Origin of the sequence: Sphingomonas montanisoli, from assembly GCF_008274695.1 — a bacterium.
Classification (GTDB): Bacteria; Pseudomonadota; Alphaproteobacteria; order Sphingomonadales; family Sphingomonadaceae; genus Rhizorhabdus; species Rhizorhabdus montanisoli.
Map to the genome: position 1 here is coordinate 1,091,532 of NZ_VTOU01000001.1, position 19,913 is coordinate 1,111,444.

Annotated in this window: 20 protein-coding genes; 14 read left to right on the plus strand and 6 right to left on the minus strand. The window is 65.6% G+C overall.

Features of this window, described 5'->3' with window-relative positions; genetic code table 11:
- Nucleotides 1-5 precede the first annotated feature (5 nt).
- Complete coding sequence (locus FYJ91_RS05430) at nucleotides 6-887, plus strand: Coq4 family protein (RefSeq protein WP_149521221.1); 882 nt, start codon at nucleotides 6-8, stop codon at nucleotides 885-887.
- A 39-nt stretch (nucleotides 888-926) separates the two neighbouring features.
- The gene (locus FYJ91_RS05435) at nucleotides 927-1,631 is read left to right on the plus strand and encodes a TetR/AcrR family transcriptional regulator (protein ID WP_181008361.1); all 705 of its coding nucleotides are present in this window, start codon (nucleotides 927-929) and stop codon (nucleotides 1,629-1,631) included.
- Nucleotides 1,632-1,634: 3 nt separating this feature from the next.
- Here FYJ91_RS05435 and FYJ91_RS05440 read toward each other — a convergent pair whose 3' ends face one another.
- From FYJ91_RS05440 to FYJ91_RS05460, 5 genes are all read right to left on the minus strand, one after another.
- Nucleotides 1,635-2,657: an NADP-dependent oxidoreductase gene (locus FYJ91_RS05440; protein WP_149521223.1), complete on the minus strand. Its 1,023-nt coding sequence runs from the start codon at nucleotides 2,655-2,657 to the stop codon at nucleotides 1,635-1,637.
- Nucleotides 2,658-2,667: 10 nt separating this feature from the next.
- Nucleotides 2,668-3,915, minus strand: a complete 1,248-nt coding sequence (locus tag FYJ91_RS05445; RefSeq protein ID WP_149521224.1) for an MFS transporter — start codon at nucleotides 3,913-3,915, stop codon at nucleotides 2,668-2,670.
- Nucleotides 3,916-4,029: 114 nt separating this feature from the next.
- Nucleotides 4,030-4,689 (minus strand): transglutaminase-like cysteine peptidase, encoded by a 660-nt coding sequence (locus FYJ91_RS05450; protein WP_149521225.1) that lies wholly within the window; start codon nucleotides 4,687-4,689, stop codon nucleotides 4,030-4,032.
- Nucleotides 4,690-4,698: 9 nt separating this feature from the next.
- A complete protein-coding gene (locus FYJ91_RS05455; protein WP_149521226.1) occupies nucleotides 4,699-4,938 on the minus strand; it encodes a hypothetical protein in 240 nt (79 codons plus the stop codon).
- Between the two features lie 132 nt (nucleotides 4,939-5,070).
- Nucleotides 5,071-8,028, minus strand: coding sequence for a TonB-dependent receptor (locus FYJ91_RS05460; RefSeq protein ID WP_181008362.1), 2,958 nt, complete (start codon nucleotides 8,026-8,028; stop codon nucleotides 5,071-5,073).
- Between the two features lie 254 nt (nucleotides 8,029-8,282).
- Here FYJ91_RS05460 and FYJ91_RS05465 point away from each other — a divergent pair, with 254 nt between their 5' ends.
- The 4 genes from FYJ91_RS05465 to FYJ91_RS05480 are packed head-to-tail and all read left to right on the plus strand — an operon-like array spanning nucleotide 8,283 to nucleotide 12,223.
- Entirely contained in the window at nucleotides 8,283-9,434 is a 1,152-nt protein-coding gene (locus FYJ91_RS05465) for a sensor histidine kinase (RefSeq protein ID WP_149521228.1), read from the plus strand.
- Nucleotides 9,434-10,246 (plus strand): LytR/AlgR family response regulator transcription factor, encoded by an 813-nt coding sequence (locus FYJ91_RS05470; RefSeq protein ID WP_149521229.1) that lies wholly within the window; start codon nucleotides 9,434-9,436, stop codon nucleotides 10,244-10,246. The genes FYJ91_RS05465 and FYJ91_RS05470 overlap by 1 nt, the downstream gene beginning before the upstream one ends.
- A gap of 52 nt (nucleotides 10,247-10,298) precedes the next feature.
- Complete coding sequence (locus tag FYJ91_RS05475; RefSeq protein WP_149521230.1) at nucleotides 10,299-11,129, plus strand: SDR family NAD(P)-dependent oxidoreductase; 831 nt, start codon at nucleotides 10,299-10,301, stop codon at nucleotides 11,127-11,129.
- Between the two features lie 50 nt (nucleotides 11,130-11,179).
- The gene (locus FYJ91_RS05480) at nucleotides 11,180-12,223 is read left to right on the plus strand and encodes a potassium channel family protein (protein ID WP_149521231.1); all 1,044 of its coding nucleotides are present in this window, start codon (nucleotides 11,180-11,182) and stop codon (nucleotides 12,221-12,223) included.
- Between the two features lie 15 nt (nucleotides 12,224-12,238).
- Here the strand turns inward: FYJ91_RS05480 and FYJ91_RS05485 are convergent, their stop codons facing one another.
- Nucleotides 12,239-12,625 carry a MerR family transcriptional regulator gene (locus FYJ91_RS05485; protein WP_246152443.1) on the minus strand — a complete coding sequence of 129 codons (387 nt, stop codon included), beginning with the start codon at nucleotides 12,623-12,625 and terminating at the stop codon, nucleotides 12,239-12,241.
- 75 nt (nucleotides 12,626-12,700) lie between these two features.
- Here FYJ91_RS05485 and FYJ91_RS05490 point away from each other — a divergent pair, with 75 nt between their 5' ends.
- From FYJ91_RS05490 to FYJ91_RS05525, 8 genes are all read left to right on the plus strand, one after another.
- Nucleotides 12,701-13,255 (plus strand): MauE/DoxX family redox-associated membrane protein, encoded by a 555-nt coding sequence (locus tag FYJ91_RS05490; protein WP_149521233.1) that lies wholly within the window; start codon nucleotides 12,701-12,703, stop codon nucleotides 13,253-13,255.
- 8 nt (nucleotides 13,256-13,263) lie between these two features.
- On the plus strand, nucleotides 13,264-15,060 hold the full coding sequence (locus tag FYJ91_RS05495) for a copper resistance system multicopper oxidase (protein ID WP_149521234.1): 1,797 nt from the start codon (nucleotides 13,264-13,266) through the stop codon (nucleotides 15,058-15,060).
- On the plus strand, nucleotides 15,057-16,004 hold the full coding sequence (locus FYJ91_RS05500; RefSeq protein WP_149521235.1) for a copper resistance protein B: 948 nt from the start codon (nucleotides 15,057-15,059) through the stop codon (nucleotides 16,002-16,004). Before FYJ91_RS05495 ends, FYJ91_RS05500 begins: the two co-directional genes overlap by 4 nt.
- A gap of 59 nt (nucleotides 16,005-16,063) precedes the next feature.
- Nucleotides 16,064-16,495, plus strand: coding sequence for a hypothetical protein (locus FYJ91_RS05505; protein ID WP_246152444.1), 432 nt, complete (start codon nucleotides 16,064-16,066; stop codon nucleotides 16,493-16,495).
- A gap of 32 nt (nucleotides 16,496-16,527) precedes the next feature.
- Nucleotides 16,528-17,469 carry an AraC family transcriptional regulator gene (locus FYJ91_RS05510; RefSeq protein WP_149521236.1) on the plus strand — a complete coding sequence of 314 codons (942 nt, stop codon included), beginning with the start codon at nucleotides 16,528-16,530 and terminating at the stop codon, nucleotides 17,467-17,469.
- Between the two features lie 128 nt (nucleotides 17,470-17,597).
- On the plus strand, nucleotides 17,598-18,602 hold the full coding sequence (locus FYJ91_RS05515) for a zinc-dependent alcohol dehydrogenase (protein ID WP_149521237.1): 1,005 nt from the start codon (nucleotides 17,598-17,600) through the stop codon (nucleotides 18,600-18,602).
- 21 nt (nucleotides 18,603-18,623) lie between these two features.
- On the plus strand, nucleotides 18,624-19,364 hold the full coding sequence (locus FYJ91_RS05520; protein WP_149521238.1) for an SDR family NAD(P)-dependent oxidoreductase: 741 nt from the start codon (nucleotides 18,624-18,626) through the stop codon (nucleotides 19,362-19,364).
- A gap of 5 nt (nucleotides 19,365-19,369) precedes the next feature.
- Complete coding sequence (locus tag FYJ91_RS05525) at nucleotides 19,370-19,909, plus strand: VOC family protein (RefSeq protein ID WP_149521239.1); 540 nt, start codon at nucleotides 19,370-19,372, stop codon at nucleotides 19,907-19,909.
- Nucleotides 19,910-19,913: the final 4 nt, after the last annotated feature.

A 19,913-nucleotide genomic window follows, 5' to 3' on the forward strand; every position in this document is an offset into this window, starting at 1 on the left:
TCGACATGGCGACCGCAAAACCCATCGAAAACGCCGCCAACGATGCCGAGCCGGCCCGCAAGCGCGGCGGGATGACGCCGGCCGAGATCGCTTACATGCGACAGGGTATCGAGCCCGTCGCCGGCAGCGTCCCGATGTCGACCTCGCGCTTCCTCAACAGCCCCTTGTTCGTCCACGCCTATAGCCAGTTGTCGCTGCGCCGGCTGGGCGACGATGTGCCCACCACCTACGACATTCCGGACATGTCGCGCGGGATCGACGACGTGACCGACTATGCCGACTGGGCGCAGCAGGTCGCGATCGAGAAGGCTGAGAATCCGGTCTTCGCCGACTGGCTGAACCAGCGTCGCTCGACCCGCTATAACCCGCATGAGATGGCGCAGTATGCGGCGGGCACGCTGGGGGCGACGATCCGCGATTTCATGCTCAAGTCGGGCTTCGACATCGAGTTCATGGACAAGGGCGTAACCCCCGCGAACGACCTGCAATATCTGATGAAGCGGTCGAGCGAGTGCCACGACATCCAGCATATGGTGTCCGGCTTCGGCCCCAATATCGCCGGCGAACATGCGCTGATCATGATGAACGTGACCGGCAATGCCGGGTTCTTCCGGCCCGAACTGGCCGCCTATCTCTCGCGCTCGCCGTACTTCCTCGCTTCGGCGAACCTGATGCGCAGCGGCCTGCATTATTCGGCGGGCATGCCGCGCCTGCTGGAGGCGACCGAACTCGGCATCGCGGCCGGCCGTGGGCTCAAGAAGCCGCTGCATATCGTCAACTGGGAAGAGTATCTCGACTGGCAGCTCGACGACATCGCCGCCGATCTGGGCTTTACGCGCGGACCGGGCGACCTGTGGGGCGACGCCGATCAAAGCCTGCTCGGCTAAGCTTGTGGGGTCATGCCGGGAGCCCTAGTGTCGCCCGGCATGACCCGTAACGCCCCCGCCGCCGTCGATCCCGGCCCCGAACCCGAAAAGCGCCGGCGGACCGCGCAGCGCGGGCGCCCGAAGATCCTCGATCACGACAGGATCATCGCCGCCGCGCTGGATATGCTGACCGATCAGGGGCTGGCCAGCTTCACGCTGCACAAGCTCGCGCTGCGGCTCAACGTGTCGGTGATGACGCTCTACACCTACTTCCCCAGCCGCGACGCGCTGCTCAACGAGGTCGCGAGCACGATCTTCAGCAGCTTCGAAGCGCCGGCGCCCGGCCTCGTCTGGCGCGAGGCGATGACCGCGTGGCTCCACGAATTGCGCCGCCTGCTGGATCGCTATCCGGTCGGCCTCTATTTGATCAAGCTGGAGGGAGAAGTCTCGCCGTCGTGGATCGGCGTGCTGACCCCGCTGGTGCGCGTGCTCGCCAATATGGGGCTGAGCGACCACGAGATTTTCGTCACGTCGAACTGGATCACGCGCGTCAGCCTGTCTCTGCTGATGGCGCGCGGCGCACTGCCCGAAGAGGGCACGTCGGTCCGCGACTTCGCAGCCCCGCTCGCCGATATGTCCGACGAGGACCGCGCGCTGATCGTCGCGGTCTCGATGTCCGATCCGGGAATGGACGCGGCGGACGAGATCTACGATCTGGGCGTCCGCAACATCATCCTCGGGCTTGAGGATATGCTGCGCGGCTGATCGTCAGTCGACGTCCAGCAACTGCTTTCCGCGATTCTCGCCGCTGAACAGGCGCAGCAGCGTCGCCGGGATATTGGCGAAACCGGTCTGGATGTCGTGGCGGAACACGATCTGCCCCTCGGCCACCCAGCCCGCCAGTTCGGCCATGATGCCAGGCACCGCCGCGCCATGATCCATGACGATGAAGCCTTCCATCCGCAGCCGCGCGGTGATGACCTTCATCATGTTGCGCGGGCCGGGGCGCGGCTCGGCATCGTTGTAGGTTGCGATGGCACCGCACAAAGCGATCCGACCATGATCCGCCATATGCGCGATCCCGGCTTCGAGCTGATTGCCGCCGACATTGTCGAAGAACAGGTCGATGCCTTTGGGAAACAGCTCGCCCAGCCGCCGGTCGAGATCCTCTGCGCGATAATCGATCACCTCCGCGATCCCGCACGCGCTACGCAGCCAGCCGACCTTCTCGGCGCCACCCGCGACACCGACGACATGCGCCCCCCTGATACGCGCGATCTGCGCCGCGACGCTGCCGACCGCACCCGCCGCGCCTGTTACCAGCACATTATCGTCGGGCTTAAGGCCACCTACCCGGCACAGCCCAACATAAGCCGTCAGTCCACTGCCGCCCATCACGCCCAGCGCAATGGCTGGCGATACGCCTTCGGGCAACAGCGTGATCGGCCGCTCGCCGGCGCGATTGACGACCGCATAATCCTGCCAGCCCAGCAACCCTATCACGAGTCGACCGACCGGAAAGGCGGGATCGGCGGACTCGACGATTTCCGCGACCGCAGACGCCCGCATCGGCGCGCCGATCGCGACGGGCGGCAGGTAGCTCGGCACATCGTCGACCCAGCCGCGCATTGCCGGATCGAAGCTGAACATCGCCGATCGAACGAGGATCTCCCCCGCGCCGAGATCGGGCGTCGGCCGCGCCGTTTCGACATAAGCGAAGTCATCCTCGCGCACCGCGCCGCGCGGGCGGCGCGCGAGCACCCACTGGCGGTTGATCGCGTCGGTCACCATCGCCTTGTCCTCAGGTCGCGGGGGTCAGCGCCAGTTCAGGCTTGGTCGGGAAGATACGCGGCGCGAGCAGCAGGAGCGCGGCGATGACGGCAGCAGCGGCGAAGCTGACAAACATCACGCGGTAGCTGCCGGTGCGATCGAACACTTCCCCGCCGAAGCGGAGGAATACTGCGGCCAGCGCGGCGGTGAGCGGCGTCATCAGACCGCGCACCGTCCCCAGCGAGATCGTCCCGAAGCGATCCGCGACCAGCGCGTAATAAAGCGGGGCACCCGTGCCGCTCGCCATGCCGATCAGCACGCAGATCGCCAACAGAACGCCATAGCTATGATCGATCAACAGCGTGGCGTTGGCGATGGCAAGCAGCGTGAAGCAGCTCGCGAGCAGCGTCGATCGATCGAAATAGTCGGCAACGACGGCGAGCGTGAGCTTGCTGGCCACCGCCGTTATCCCCATGACCGACAGCAGGCTGGTCGCCTGCACAATGGTGAGCCCGCCGTCGGTCGCCAGCGGAACGAGCGAGACGCCGAGCGTCTGCATGATCGCAAGCCCGATGCCCGCGCCAATGCCGATCAGCCAGAAATGCGGGTTGGTCAGGATGTCGCGCACCGTGAGCCGCACGCCCAGCGCGGGCGCCCCGGCGACGGCGACGGACGGCTTGCCGGGCTCGACCTCGTCAGGGTTGGGCCGATCGCGGACGATCATCGCGAGCGCGCACACCACGACGGCGATGCCGATACCCGACAGAACCAGCGCATGACGCCAACCATATTGCGCGATCAGATGGCCGATCACCGGAATGACGGTCAGGTTCGACAGCGACATACCCATCGCGGCCAGCGCCAGCACGCGGCCGCGCTGCTTGGTGAACCAGCGCGCCAGCAGCACCGTGACGGTCAGCGTGCCCGCGCCCACCGTTCCCGCCGCCAGCGGCAGGACGATGACGAAGGCGTCGAGCATCAGATTGTCGGACAGGCCCAGCAGCGCCATGCATCCACCCAGCACGATGCCACTGACGATCATGATCGGCCGCAACGGAAAGCGATCGATCAGCCGCCCCACCACCAAAGCGGTCAGCGCCATGCCGACGTTGAACAGGATCATGCCGGTGTTCATCGTCGCGCGCGACAAATCGAACTCGGCTGCGACCGGCTTCACATACAGCCCGTAAGCGGCCGAGCCCGTTCCTATCACAGCCATGTAGATCAGGATGCAGGCGGCAACGAGGTACCAGCCATAATAGATCTTTTTCATCGCCATCGGGCCTCTCTGATTCTGTTTTTCAGATCTGACAGTCTGATTTGCAGAAAGCTTATACCGGTTGGGGTATGGACGAGAAGCTTGCCGTGCGTTGTCCGGACTTGCGGATTTCGGCTAAGCGGCGGTCAGCCAGTACGGGCCTCGCCCCGCCTGCCGCATATGGAAGCGATAGCCGCGCGCGATGAGTTCGCTGTAGGTCATGATCCGGTCGAAGCGGCTGTCGAGGACGAAAGTGGACGGCCCCTGCCCCCGCCGCGCGCCATCCAGCGTGAGAACGACGTGATAATCACCGCGTTCGGTCCAGGCCGTCGCCAGCCGCACCGCCTCCACCGGCCAGCCCTTACCGAGCAGATCTGCGCGCATCGCAAGCGCGATATCCTCGCAATCGCCGGTCTTGCCAGCCGTTTCCCACTGCTCCCGACGATCATGGCGCCGCATGACGTGGGCGACGCTTGATAACGCGCCTTCGAGTTCGCGCCAGCGCCTGTCGTCGAGCGCGACCGGCCCGCACCCCGGATCGCCAGCATGGCGGCCACAATAGCCGAGCCAACCGGCGGGCGGCATCGTGATCCCGCCGGTCCGCATCGTCGCGGATTGGGCAGACGGCATGGCGCAACCGAGCAGCAGCCACAGGATCGCGCCCCACAGCAGGCTGTTGATCGCGACGATCATCAGAATGCGCGCGCGAAACGCGGGGCGACGCGGCAACATAGGAACGGATTCAGCGGGAAGGAGTGAAGCGCACTCGGGCGCCTCGACAACGTCGATGGACATGAAAGCAACTCATTGACAGGAAACTAAGCGGGCCAAAGCGACCTGCCCGCCCCCGAGCCGCGCGATGTAGCGGTCGAGCGCGGGGGACAGGTTGAACCAGCCCGGACAGATGCGGTCGCGCGCGAACATCAGCGCCAGCTCCGCCTCGCGCTGCGGCCCGCCCGTCTCGATCGCGGCAAGGCGTATCGGGAAGGGACAGGCCGCCTCGATCTCGCTCGCGCGGACGCGCGGATCGGGCGTGGCGCTCATGCGGACAAGCGCGAAAACATCGGAGCGGAGGAAGCAGATGCTGCTCGATGGAGCGTCATCCGGGGATGAACGATATGCCACGGCCGGCTTTCTTGGGGTGCGTAGAGGGAAAACCGGCCGTGGCCCGGCGTGTCAGAAATCCATCGACACGCCGAAGCGGACCTGGCGCGGCGCCTGATAGCTGGTCACCCTGCCATAATTGGGATCGGGGTTGCCGCCGTCGTCCTCGCCATATTCGCGAAGATCGAGCTTCGACTTCCAGTTGAAGACGTTGAACACGTCGGCGCGTAGCTGGAACGATTTTAGCCCAGCGATCTTGACGGTGTAGGACAGCGACAGATCGATCTGCTTCAGCCAGTCGCTTTCCAGCGCCTTGCCGCGACCGACAAGCCGGCCGTTGCAATACCAGGACGCCGACGTGTCGGTAGCCGCGCGGCCCGCGCCGCCCAGCGCCTCGTCATAAACGCCGATACAACCGAACTTGCGCGGGCTCTGTAGCCGCGCGAAGCCGCCGAGCTGAATCTGATCGGTCACCGCATAGGCGCCGTAGAGCTTGAAGGTGTGGCGGCGGTGGTTCGGCAGATAGCCATTGGCGCCGTCCATCCAGCCGGGCTCGTCGAAGTCCTGCGTCAGTCCGGTATCGTCCTGCCCGTTGTCGGACTTCACCCCGCCTTCGTAATTGCCCTTCAGGCTCGACCAGACATAGCTGCCCGAAAGCTGCCAGGTGCCATCCCAGGTACGATCGAAATTGGCCTCTGCCGCCCAATATTTGCGCTTGGCCTTGGGCAGATCGACGATCGCGGCGGGGATGGTGATCTGGGTCAGCTGACCGTTGCCGGTCAGATCAACATTGATGATCGCGTCCTTGCCCGGATTGAGCAGTACATAGCCGCCCGATCCGTACGATGCCGGCACCGCATTCGGGTTACACCCGGGCATATTCTGCGTCGCGCAGAAATTGGCGATCGTATAGCCGAGGTCGGTATCCTCGAGCACGCTCTTGAGGTTGCGGTGGGTGAGGTTCAGGCCCACGCGCCACCGTTCGCCGATCCGCTGATCCACGCCGATCATGAACTCGTCGAGATATTGCGGCTTAAGGTTCTGCGAGGTCAGCGTGCGCGGATCGGAGCCCGCACTATCGGACAGGACCTGGAAGCTGACCTCCCGGCCCAGCGTCGGCAGGCGGGTGGCGGGATCGACCCCGTTCAGGATGTTGAAGGCGCGCGTGAAATATTCGTTGCCCGCCATCCGAATGTTCGTGTTGGCGGCGACCGGCAGGTAATAGCGGCCGAAGAATCCCGACAACTTGGTCCTCTTGTCCCCGAACAGATCGTAGGTCGCGCCCAGGCGTGGCGCCCACTGATTCTTGAGCTTGGTGAACACCTCGCCCGAGGCGGTGCGGTTTTCGAAGGTCTCGTTGCGGACGCCCAGGCTCAGGTTGACCCGGTCGTTCACGTCCCAATTGTCCTGCAGGTAGAAGGCGGTGTTCTGCGCCTTGAACGCGCCGGCGCGGTCGAGATACTGGACGCGGACATAATCGGTGTTCGCCGGGATCAACCCATTGAGCGCGCCCGTGGCCCCCGCCCGCAGATAGCGATAGGAAACGCCGCCCGAATAGGTGGTCGACACGCGCGAGGACAGATCCTCGCGGTCGACGCCGAAGCGGATGTGATGTTCGCCCAGCAGGTGGGCCAAGATGTCGACGTCGGCGCGATAGAGTTCGCGACGATCCGCACCGCTGTCGAGCGTCGCATCGGGATGGCCCGCAATTTGCACCGCCGTGCCCGAACGCTGATCGACGATATAGGGCTGCGTGCTCGACGATGTCTGATCCGCATCGGTGCGACCGTAGAGCGCCGAGATGGTCAGCCAGTCGGTGATGTGGCCGGTATATTTGCCGATATAATTGTCTCCGCCGACCGACACTCTGTACGGCGTCACCAGATCGGGCACCGCCCCTGACAGCACCCGCGTGCGGATCGTGCCTTCTTCCGCATTGCTGTTGTTGAAATAGGTAAATTCCAGGCGGTGATCCTCGGTCACGTCGAAATCGATCTTTCCGCCGAAGAATGGCTTCTTCGACTTGGCGAAGGTTTCGGTCACCGAACCGTTGATCGGCTGGGTCGCGTCGAACTCGCTGCGGTAGCGCGGGTTGAAGAAGCCGAAGAAGTAGAGCCGATCCTTGATGATCGGACCCGAGGCCCAGAGATTGCCCTCATAATCCTGTCGCTTGTCGCGATCATTGTTCGAAATGTAGGTGTCGCGCGCCCGCGACCGGAGGCCGCTGGGCGACCAGTAGGCGTTGAAGCCGCCAGCATAGTCGTTGCTGCCCGACCGCGTCAGCGCGATCACCGCACCGCCGGTCGCGCGGCCGAATTCGGCCTGATAGCCGCCCGTCTTGATCTGCACCTGATCATAGAACTGGAACGGCACCAGACCGCCGCCCAGGAAGGTGCGGAAGTTGGTGATGTTCATGCCGTTCACATAATAAATGTTCTCGGCCACCGAACCGCCCGACAACGCGACGTTGGTGCCACCCGTCAAACTGTTGAACGCGCTGTCGCCCGCCGTCGTCTGCGGCGCGAGCAGCTGGAGCGCGGCCACGTCGCGCGCGATCGGCACGCGATCGAAGGTTTCCTTGACGTCGATGACGAGGCCGGTCGCCGATTGCGAGAAATCGAGCTCACGCGCCTTGGCGGCGGTGACGATGATCGGCGCGCCATCGACTTCGGCCAGTTTCACGACAAAGCTCGATCCGCCCAGCGCGACCATCGCGCCGGTCATCTCGACTGCGCCGACGCCCGCCTTCTCGGCCTTGAGCGTGTAGCTGCCGACAGGAAGCTGCACGACCGAGAAGGAGCCATCGGGGCCGCTGGTGACGGTGCGGCTGAGAGCGCGCGCATCAGCACTGACGGTGATCGTCGCGCCGCCTACGGGAGCGCCCGTAGGATCGACCACCTGTCCGCTGATCGCGGCCGAGCTGATATCCTGCGCGTGCGCCGGGCTGATCGGTGCCAGTGCGGCACAGGCCGACAGGACCGAACCGCCGCCCAATAGTGCGCGGAGGATCAGGGATCGTGAAAGGTTCATCTTGCTTAAGCCCCAATGATGGCTGTCGCGGCCCTCCCGGCCCGCGCGCATCCGTTCTGATTGTCGATTGTCCGGCGCATGCTTCTTTCGCACTCTGCGCCGATCAAACTGAGGCATTGCTAAGCTGGCGCCGAAGCAGCCGGTAAGATGCGACGCGACGAAGAGGCGCGGCACGCTTTCAACGGCGAAGCTGATCGACGAACGGCACGACGCATCGACGAACGGCAATCGACTTCGCCGCTTGTGGATGGGACATGGCCTTCATGGGCCAAGATGCTGTTCCCAATAACGGAATCGATCATAGCAGGCGGAGCATTCCGGCCGATCATGGCCTGTTGTTCGCGCTGATCGCGATCTACTGGGTCGCGTTCCAGTTCATCTATTGCGTCTATTATGTGCTGACCGATCCCGAATATCTGGGGCTCAAGGCGCTCGAGGATTATTCGCTGATCGGCTTCGCGATCGATTATGCGATCTTCTTCCTGCAGCCGGTCGAGCTTCTGTGCTGCGCGTTCGGGGCGCTGATCTGCTACGCCATCTATATGGCGATCCACGCGGGTCGCGGCTGGCGGCTGCGCTGGCAGTTGCTCTCCGCCATAGCGGCGATGACGGCCGGCGCCTGCGCTTTCACCCTGCTCACCAACCTGTCTGTCAACCTGCTGCTGCATCCAGAGCCAATGACGTTGATCCGCTTCATGCGCGGATCGATCGTCTGGCTTGCCCCGATCGGTCTGTGGGCCGGCGCGGCCCTGGCTTTCGCCTATAATGGCGAGATGCGCGAGCGCGAGCGCCAGTTCGCGCAGCTTGAAAGCCAGGCGCATGTCGCGCAGATCCGCGCGCTGCGTTTCCAGGTTAATCCGCACTTCCTGTTCAACACGCTCAACTCGATCTCCGCCCTGATCCTCGACGGGCGCAGCGGCGATGCCGAACGGATGCTCCTCGCGCTTGCCACCTTCTTCCGCACCACGCTGGACGGCGATCCCTTGCGCGACGTGCGGCTGGCGGACGAGATGGCGCTGCAGCGGCTCTATCTGCAGATCGAGCAGGCGCGCTTCGGCAGCCGTCTGCGCGTTAACATCGATCTGCCGCCCGCGCTGGACGAGGCGCGGCTTCCCGGCCTCCTCCTCCAGCCACTCGTCGAAAATGCGATCCGCCACGGCATGTCGGACGGACGCAAGCGGCTCAACCTCCACATCGGCGCACGCGAAAATATGCAGGATCTGATCATCGAAGTGCGCGACGACGGCGCGGGCATGGACACGCGCGCGCCTGTCGGCACCGGCGTCGGGCTCGACAATGTCCGCCAGCGACTGACCGCGCGCTTCGGCGATCGCGCTCAGGTTCGCGCGGTCGCGTCCACCCACGGCTTCGGCGTCGAACTCACCATGCCGCTGGTGGCCGCCTGATGTCGGCCCCGCTGCGCGTCCTCGCGGTCGATGACGAGCCGCTGGCGCTTCGCCGGCTTGAAATCGCGGTCAACCATATGGACGAAGCGCGCCTGATCGGCACCGCGAGCGACGGGCCGGAAGCGCTCGACGCGATCGCGCGGCTTGATCCCGACGTCGTGCTGCTCGACATCCGCATGAATGGGATGACCGGTTTCGACGTCGTCGGTGCGCTTTCGGGCGAGCGCGCCCCGCAGGTCGTGTTCGTCACGGCCTATGACGCCTTCGCCACCCGCGCGTTCGAGGTGAGCGCTGTCGATTATGTCCTCAAGCCCGTCGACTTCGATCGCCTCCGCGCCGCCTTCGCGCGTTGTCGCGAGCGGATCCACGCCGCCGACGCCGAAGGGCGCGAGGCCGAACTGCGCGCGTTGATCGAAGCATTGCGCGCACCCAGCCGCGCGCTGGAGGTGCAGGACCGCTACGAGCGCGAGATCTGGGTGCAGCGGCGCGGCGAGTTCGTCCGCCTGAATGTCGACGACATCGAATGGGTGGGTGCCGAGCGTGACTATGTGCGGCTCAACAGCGGTGATGGCGGCTTCCTGTTGCGCGAAACGATGGCCGGGATGATGACGCGGCTCGACCCCGAACGCTTCCTGCGTGTTCATCGATCGACCATCGTCCAGCGCCAGCGGATCGAAAGCCTGCTCCCCGCCGGTTACGGTCGCTTCCGCGTGCGCCTGACATCGGGCGTCGAACTCAACGTCGGCCGCCTCTATTCGGCAGACATCAAGGCGATCCTGTCGCCCTCCGGAAAATCGCACTTCGCGCATTGATGGGCGGAGGATCGGGTGCGAAGCTCCCCAAAAAGGCGCGAGGAGCAGGACCATGACCGACACGAACCCAAATCTCTTGGCCGGCCAGGTCGCGCTCGTGCTGGGCGCCAGCCGCAGCATAGGCCGGGGCATCGCGATCGAGCTGGGCGGGGCAGGCGCCTATGTCATCGCCGTCTCGCGCTCGACCGGCGCGAGCGAAGGCGCACGCGGCGGATCGTCGCAGGAGACGATCGACATGATCCGCGAGATGGGCGGAGACGGTGAGGCGATCGCCTGCGACTGCGCCGATTATGACGCGGTCGGCCGCCTGATCGACGATATCCGCACGCGGCACGGCGGGATCGACATCCTGATCAACAGCGTGTTCCTGGCAGGCGAATTCTTCCCCTCCATCGGCCAGCGCATCTGGGAAACCTCCGCCGACTTGTTCGAACAGGTCGTCACCATCCCCACCCGCGCCGCTTATGCCGCGATCCGCCACGCGACGCCTCTGCTCGCAGACTCCGCCAAAGCCGGTCGCGCCGGGCTGATCGTCAACATCTCGGGTCGCGCGGGGACCGCCTATCGTTACAACGTCGCTTATGGCGTCGGAAAAGCCGCGATCGAGCGGCTGACCCGCGACGCCGCGCTCGATCTGCGCGAACTGGGCGTCACGATCGCCTCGGTCTGGCCCAACGGCCATGCCTTGCCCGGCCAGCCGCCTGAAACTCCGCGTTACACCGGCCGTGCCATCGCCCACCTCGCCGCCAGCCCCGATCGCGCGGCGCTATCCGGCCAGCACCGCTGGTCCGCCGAACTGGGCGCCGATCATGGCTTCAGCGACGAATTCGGCCACTTCCACCCCATCCCGCCGCTGATCGACGAATATAGTCTGGAGCGCTAATCCCCGCGTGGATCGATCGGCGTCGTGAGGCGTCTATCAGCGCGCGATGGATGAAGGGACATCGGTTGACCAGAGGGCGGCTCAAGACATCGGCACCCTTGCGTCGCCGCAGCGATGTGCCCGTCTGGCTGTCGATCCTCTGGCGGATCGGGCTGGCTCTCGCCCTGGTCGGGATTGCGCTGGCGGGCCACTGGTTCGATCGCGACGGGCTGCGCGACAATGTCGATGGATCGGTCAGCTTCGTCGACGTCCTCTATTTCACGATGATCACGGTCACGACCGTCGGCTATGGCGACATCGTACCCGTCACCGAACAGGCGCGCCTGTTCGATACCTTTGTCGTCACCCCGATCCGCCTGTTCGTGTGGCTCATCTTCCTGGGGACGGCCTATGATTTTCTGCTCAAGGGCGTTTGGGAGCGCTGGCGCATGAAGCTGATACAGAACCGGCTCCACGATCATATCGTCGTCGTGGGCTATGGAACCTCAGGCACGGAGGCCGTCGCCGAACTCGTGCGCCGCGGCACCGATCCCGCCACGATCGTGGTCATCGATGCCAATGCCGATGCGATCGACGCGGCGGAGCATTGCGGGGTCAACGTCCTGCTGGGCGACGCGACGCGCAACGCGACGCTCGAAGCCGTGCAGATCGTCCGCGCTCGATCGATCATCATCGCCGCCGGGCGCGACGACACCACTATCCTGATCGCGCTCACCGCGCGCGGCGTAGCACCGGGCGTGCCCGTCAGCGTGATCATCCGCTCGCAGGATAATGAAGGGCTGGCGCGGGAGGCGGGGGCGACCACCGTGATCAACCCGGCCAGCTTCGCCGGTCTGCTCCTCGCCGGCTCCACACAGAGCGAGCATCTGGCCGACTATCTGGCCGATCTGGCCAATCATAGCGGGCGGGTTTCATTGCGCGAACGCGCGGTGGCGCCGGCCGAAATCGGTAAGCCGCTGTCGGCGATCGAGACCGGGCTTGGCGTCCGCATCTATCGCGAGCGCAGCGCGATCGGCTTCTGGGAGCCGGGTTCCGCCGCGCTCGAACCGGGCGATCGGATCATCGAGATCCGGCCGATGTCGGAGGCTGGCTGAGGAAGCGCCTGCCCCTCAATGATCGAAGGCGGCGATGATCGGGCACGGCCCGGCGCCGCCCTTCGCGCAATCCTTCGTCAACCGCGACAGCGAGGCGCGTGCCGCCTGTAATTCTTCGATCTTCAGGTCGATCGCCGCGATCCGCGCCCGCGCAAGTTCGCGCGCCCGCGCCCGATCGTCGACCGCGTCCAGCCCCAGCAACTCGCCAATCTCCTCCAGCGTGAAGCCCGCCGACTGCGCCGACCGCACGAAGCGCAGCCGCCGCACATCCTCATCACCGTAACGGCGCACGCCATCGCCGCGCGCCGGCTCCGTCAGCAGCCCGCGCCGCTGATAATAACGGATCGTTTCGACGCCCACGCCGCCCTTTGCCGCCAGCTTCCCGATCGTCAGCCCGTTCACGCCTTGACTCCGTACTATGGTACGGCACCTATAGGGGTCGGGTCCGATCCATCGCAAGGCCGACGAGACCCGCATATGACCGCCCATCCGCCCAGGCAGGCGACGCTCCACCGCATGGTGATGCCGACCCACATCTGCCCCTATGGCCTGAAGGCCAAACACCTGCTCGAAAGCCGGGGCTACACGGTCGACGATCGCTGGCTCACCACGCGCGCCGAAACCGATGCCTTCAAGGCCGAACATGGGATGCGCGCGGGCGAATGGTTCATCTCGATCAGCATGTGCGTGCTGGCGCTGCTCAAGCTGCAGTATGTCGAGCGCTTCGCGACCATGTTCCTGAATTACGATCTGCTCGCACGCCGCTGGGTGCCCTATTCCTACGCCTATCCCTTTGCCGAGGGCGCGGCAGGCGTGCTGATGACGGCGGGCGTGCTGACGTGGCTCTCGGCACCCATCGCGCTGGTCATCGGCGGGATCGGCGCGGTATCGGTGTTCAAGGCCGTCTATATCGACAAGCGCGAGATCAAATGCGCCTGTGTGGGCGGTTCGAGCAAGGTGCCGCTCGGCTTCGTGTCGCTGGTCGAAAATCTGATGATGGTGGCAATGGCAATCTGGATGCTCGTCAAGTGAACCGGCCGATGGTGGATCGCCGCGCGATCCTGCGTGGGTCGCTGGCTCTCGGCGGCATTGCCGCGTTCATGCCCGCCTGGGCCCAGCCGGTGTCCGAAGGGCTGCCCACCGTCTCGGGCGAGGATATCACGCTGCGCATCGCGCGGCAGGTGATGACGATCGACGGCCGCCGATCGCCGGCTGTCGGGATCAACGGCACCGTCCCCGCCCCGCTGATCCGGCTGCGCGAGGGGCAGAATGTCCGCCTCAACGTGATCAACGAACTCGACGAGGACAGCTCGCTCCACTGGCACGGCCTGCTGCTGCCGCCCGAACAGGACGGCGTGCCCGGCGTCTCCTTCCCCGGCATCAGGCCGCGATCGAGCTATCTCTACCAATTCCCGGTGCGGCAGAACGGCACCTATTGGTATCACAGCCATTCGGGCTTTCAGGAACAGATCGGCCTCTACGGCCCGATCATCATCGATCCCGCCGGCGCCGATCCGGTCGCCGCCGATCGCGAGCATGTGATCCTGCTGTCCGATCACAGCCAGTTGTCGCCCGAGGCGATCTTCCACCGGATGAAGGTCAATCCCGGCCACTTCAACTTCCAGCGCCAGACATTGTCGGGCCTGATCGGCGATCGCGACCAGAGCCTAAAGGATCGGCTCGCCTGGGGCGCGATGCGGATGGACCCGGCCGATATTTCGGACGCGACGGGTGCGGCCTACACCTATCTGATCAACGGCCACGGCCCCGCCGACAACTGGACGGCCCTGTTCACGCCGGGGCAGCGCGTGCGCCTGCGCGTGATCAACGCATCGTCGATGACCAACTTCAACGTCCGCATCCCCGGCCTGCGGCTCACGGTCGTGCAGGCCGACGGGCAGAATGTGATGCCGGTCGAGGTCGACGAGTTTCAGATCGGCGTCGCCGAAACCTATGACGTCATCGTCACCCCGGCCGAGGACCGCGCCTTCACCTTCGTCGGCGAGGCGGTCGATCGATCGGGCATGGCGCGCGCCACGCTCGCTCCGCGCGCGGGCATGGTCGCCCCCGTCCCCGCGCTCCGCCCCCGTCCGCTCGCCACGATGCGGGACATGGGGATGGACATGGGCGGTGAGGCCGCGCCCCGCGCCGTCGATCCCAGCGCCGAACAAAATGCCTCGCGCAAGTTGGCGACGACCACCGAAGCCCCTCCACCCCACGCCGGCATGGATCACGCCGCGATGGGCCACGGCGGCCACGACATGGGCGGCATGAACCACGACATGGCGATGCGCGACTTCGCCAATGCCCCGCAGGTGAAGCGCGGGCCGGGCGTCCAGACCCTATCCCCCATGCCGGTCGATCGCACCGGCGATCCGGGCCAGGGCCTCGCCGATGTCGGGCACAAGGTGCTGGTCTATCGCGACCTGATGGCGCTCGATCGCAACCCCGACGTCCGCGCCCCTTCGCGCAGCATCGACATCCACCTGACCGGCAATATGGAACGTTTCATGTGGTCGTTCGATGGGGCGAAGATGTCCGACGTGCACGAACCCATCCCCTTCGTCGAAGGGGAGCGGGTGCGCGTGAAGCTGATCAACGACAGCATGATGGCGCACCCCATCCACATTCACGGCCACTTCTTCGAACTGGTGACCGGCCACGGCGATCATGCCCCGCGCAAGCACACCGTGATCGTCCAGCCGGGCGGGATCGTCACGTGGGATTTTACCGCCGATGCCGTGGGCGACTGGGCGTTCCACTGCCACATGCTCTACCACATGGCGGCCGGGATGATGCGCGTCGTGAGCGTTCGTCCGAAGGGGGATGCGGCATGATGCGGCTTGCCTGCCTCGCTCTTGTCGCGCTCGCCTCGCCCGCCGTCGCGCAGGATCATTCGCACCACATGCCGCCACCCGCCGCCCAGCCGGCCACCGGCCACGAGGGGCTCGACATGGGCAGCATGGGCGACATGGACATGTCGGCCGGCCATGAAGGCCACGACATGTCGCCGGGCGAGCCGACGGGCACCAACCTTCCTGCCGGCAACGCCCCCGCCCCGGCCGCCCCGATGGATCATTATGCCGACCGCCAATTTGCCCCCGCCGCCATGGCCGAGGCGCGGCACATGATGATGCGTGAAGGCGGCGGACAGACAATGGCGCTGATCATGTTCAACATCGCCGAAGTGCAGGCACGCAAAGGCAGCGACGGCTATCGCTGGGACGGTGAAGGCTGGTTCGGCGGCGACATAAACCGGCTGACGATCAAGACCGAGGGCGAAGGCGCGCGGCGCGGGGGCGTCGAAGCCGCAGAGATCCAGGCGCTCTACAGCCGCGCGATCGGCCCGTATTTCAACCTGCAGGCGGGTATCCGTCACGATTTCCGACCCGATCCGTCGCGCACCTATGCAGTCGTCGGGGTCGAGGGTCTCGCGCCTTACTGGTTCGAGGTCGAAGCCGCCGCCTTCCTGTCGGACAAGGGCGACGTGCTCGGTCGGTTCGAAGCCTACTACGACCAGCGACTCACGCAACGCCTCGTCCTCCAGCCGCGCGTCGAACTCAATCTCGCCGCGCAGGACGTTAGCGAAAACCGGATCGGCGCGGGCCTGAGCAGCGCCGAGCTTGGCCTGCGACTGCGGTATGAGATCACTCGCCAGTTCGCGCCTTATGTCGGCGTCTCGCACGAAGCGAAGGTGGGGCAAACGGCCCGCTATGCCCGCGCCGACGGCGATGATCCCAAGAGCACCGGCTTCGTCGCGGGCATCCGCATCTGGTTCTAGCTGGCGCGATTCTGCCGCCTCGCTATGAGGACGGCCCCGTCCTCTAACCCGGATGATCCGTGACCGACCCACTGCTCCCTTCGAACCGCGATGATCGCGCCCGTGCCCGCGAGGAAGCCCGCGAGCGGCGCTCCGCCGAACGTGCGGAGATGGCGCAGGGACGCGCCGATCGCCGAGCGGCCGAGCGGGAGGAGGCATCGCGTGAGCGCGAGGCGCGGCGGTCCGCGCGGCTGGACGCCCTCCCCGCACGCCGATCCTCCGAGGCGAGCGATCAGGAGCCGGCACCCAAGCGCCGCCCGTCCGGATCGCTTCGCCGTACCGGCGAAATCCGTGTGGAGCGCGACACCCGCCATTTCACCACCGTCGTCGATGCGGGACGGATCCGCGACCTCGCGCGGCGGGGTGCGACGGTCGATGGACTCGCTACCGTATTCAAAACGTCGGCAGCGAAGATCGAAGCCATCCTCGCCGGAGCCGATCCGGAGTCCTGATACTACGGACGCTGGACGAGCGAAGCTGCACGGTGCACAATTTCGCCGTCGTCGAGATCAGCCTCGGCGATGAACTCGCCACAGAGCGGGACCGACAGGAGAGCGCCGTGGCGATCACGATGCAGCAAGCCGCTTATGATGTGGACGTCGTGCGCCGGATCGCACTTCCCGGGATGGTGCTCGACGTCTCCGATTTTCGGTTCGACAGCGCGACCGAGATGGCGTTCGTCGACGACCACCACTCGTTCGGACTGTGCCTGTCCGAAGCGCCGCGCAACAGCCGCAGCCGCTTCGTCGGCGCCGACATGGATTATACGCCCACGGGCCAGATTGCCTTCCAGCCCGCAGGCCGAACCCTGCTGGCCCGCAATGACGGAGGACGGCAGACGATCCTGCGCTGCCGGATCAGCCAGAAGCGCTTCGACGCCGTGAGCGGACGCAAGCTCAACTGGGAGGCGCAACAGCTCACACAAAGCGTCAACCTGTCCGCTACACCGATTCGCCAGTTGCTCGAAGGTCTGTCGGCCGAGCTGGCGCAGCCGGGCTTTGCCAGCCGATCCTATGTCGACGGCATGGCGTCGCTGCTGATCGTCAATCTGCTGCGATCCTTGGGTTTCGGGCAGGACAACAGCTACGATCAGGGTGGACTGACGCCGTATCAGATCGCCCGGCTCGACGCCCGGCTAGACGATGCGCAGTGGCCGATACCGACCGTCGGCGAGCTTGCGACCCTGCTCGGGTTGAGCGAGCGCCATCTGAGCCGCGCGTTCAGGCAATCGTTCGGCACAACGCTGCGCGATCGGCTGCAGGACGTAAGCTGCGCGCGGGCGTGCGAATGGCTGACGACCACGGACATGCCGATGAAGATGATCGCAGCGCGGCTCGGCTTCACCACGCAGGGCAGCTTCACCACCGCCTTCGGCCGCGCGACCGGCGAGACGCCAACCGCCTTCCGACTGCGCTCGCGACACTGATCGCGGCCTTCGTGGCCGAAACTCCGAAACGCCTAAACCGCGGCGGTTGATCCGCCGGCAAAGTCGCGGCTTGATCATCCCATCGACCCGAGCGGCCTAGAACCACCGGGCGGATAGGAGAGGATGTCGTGAAGGTTCCGTTTGTTCACGGACCGGGAGACCTGCGCCTCGACGAGATCGACGCGCCCGTCGCCGGGCCCGACGATGTCGTCGTCCGCATCGCGCGTGCCGGTATCTGTGGCAGCGATATCGGCTATGTCGCGATGGGTGGCGTCGCGGGGCCATCCGATCGCCCCGTTCCGTTGGGCCATGAACTCGCAGGCACGATCGCGCAGGTTGGAGAAGCGGTCGAAGGATTCGCGGTTGGCCAGCGCGTGATCGTCAATCCGACGACGAACCTGATCGGCAATGGCGGCCCGGAAGGTGGCTTTGCCGAGCATCTGCTCGTGCGCGGCGTTGCCGACCAAGCCGGAGCGCTGTTGCCGATACCCGATCATGTCGCGTTCGAGGACGCCGCCCTGGTCGAGCCGCTCGCTGTCGGCGCGCATGCGGCCAACCGCTCGGGCGCGGGCAAGGGCGATCGCGTCGCGGTCTTCGGCGCCGGGCCGATCGGGCTGGCGACGATCATCAACCTGAAGCGTAACGGCGTCGACCATATCGTCTCGATCGACCTGTCGGCCTTTCGCCGCGAGCGTGCCCTGGTGCTGGGCGCCGACGCCGTGATCGATCCGCGCGCGGAGGACGTCGCCGACGCACTCAAGCGTCTGCACGGAACCGCGCAAAGCTGGTTCGGCGAGATGGCCGCGACGAGCCGCTATATCGAGGCTTCGGGCGCGCCAGTGATCGGCGACATCTTGGCGATGGCCGCGCCGGGCGCGGGGCTATGCGTGGTTTCGGTGCAGAAGAAGCCGGTCCAGATCGATTTTCAGCAACTCCTCGCGCGCGAACTGACGATCACCACCGCCTGCGCTTATGGTGATGAGTTCGCGCAGATGCTCGATCTGGTCGGCTCCGGCGCGGTCGATGTCGGTCCGATGGTCAGCCACCGCTTTCAAGGCGGCGATTTTCTGGCGGCGTTCGCGATCGCCTCCGATCCCGAACGGGCCGCCAAGGTGCTGGTCGAATATTCATAAGATCAAGGGGAGGAAGCCACCATGGAACATGAGGGCGCACGGGTTCTGATTACCGGCGGCACCAGCGGCATCGGCGCTGCGATCGCCGCGGCCTATGCCGCCGACGGCGCGAGCGTGACGATCACGGGCACGCGCGGTGGGCCCGCCGATTATGACGAGGATCTGTCGGCCTATCGCTACCTCCAACTCGCCAGCATGGAGGATGCCGCCGCGATCGATACGGTGGCGGCCACGGTCGGCGAAGTCGATATCCTCATCAACAATGCCGGCATGAGCATGATGGCGGTGGGCCTCGACGAGTGGGAGCCGGACGTCTTCGCGCGCGCCGTGAACATGCACCTGGTCGGGGCATATCGCCTCTCGCATGCGCTCAAGGACCGGCTGGGCGCGAGCAAGCGGCGCGGCGGCGGGGTCATCACCGGCATCGGATCGATGTCGTCGTTGTTCGGGATCGAGGCTGTGCCCGGTTATGGCGCGGGCAAGACCGGCCTGCTGGGCCTGACCCGCGCGATGGCGGTCGCCTGGGGCCGCCACAATATTCGCGCCAACGTGCTCGCACTCGGCATGATCGAGACGCGGATGACCAAGCCCGCGCTCGATTATCCCGGCTTTGCGGAGCCGTTCGTCGCGCGCACCCCGCTGGGCCGCATCGGCCAGGCCGAGGATTGCGCGGGGCCGGCGCTGTTCCTGAGCAGCGCGGCGGCCTCCTTCATTACCGGACAGACCCTCGCCGTCGACGGCGGCTTTTCCATTCAGGGGTGATCGACATGGCAAAAACACCGACTTTGGCGGACATGGGCGGGATCATGCAGATCGCGTTCGTGCCGCAGGATTTCGATGGCGCGATCCAGCATTGGCTGAACAAGGGCGCCGGCCCCTTCTTCATCCTGCAGGACAATCAGGCCGAATGGACCGCGGCTTATGGGGTCGAGAAGGACATCGTCCTCGACATCGCACTCGGCAATTGGGGCGAGATGCAGATCGAGATCATCCGGCAGAAGAACCCCGGAAAATCGATCTACAGCGACTGGTTCGACGCCGGGAAGGACGGCGTCCACCACACCTGCATCGTCGTCGACGACATGGCCGCCGCGCGTGCGCTGGCGGCGGAGAAAGGATATGACGTGGTCCACGAAGGTCGGCATTTCGGTCCCGAATGGATCTATGTCGACACCAAGGGCGGCGACGGCACCCTGCTGGAAATCCTGTGCATGCCCGGCGGCAATCCCGGCCTCGCCGCGATGACGCGCGAGGCTGCGCGCGACTGGGACGGCAGCGATCCCATCCGCATCCTCACCCTCGGCTGACACG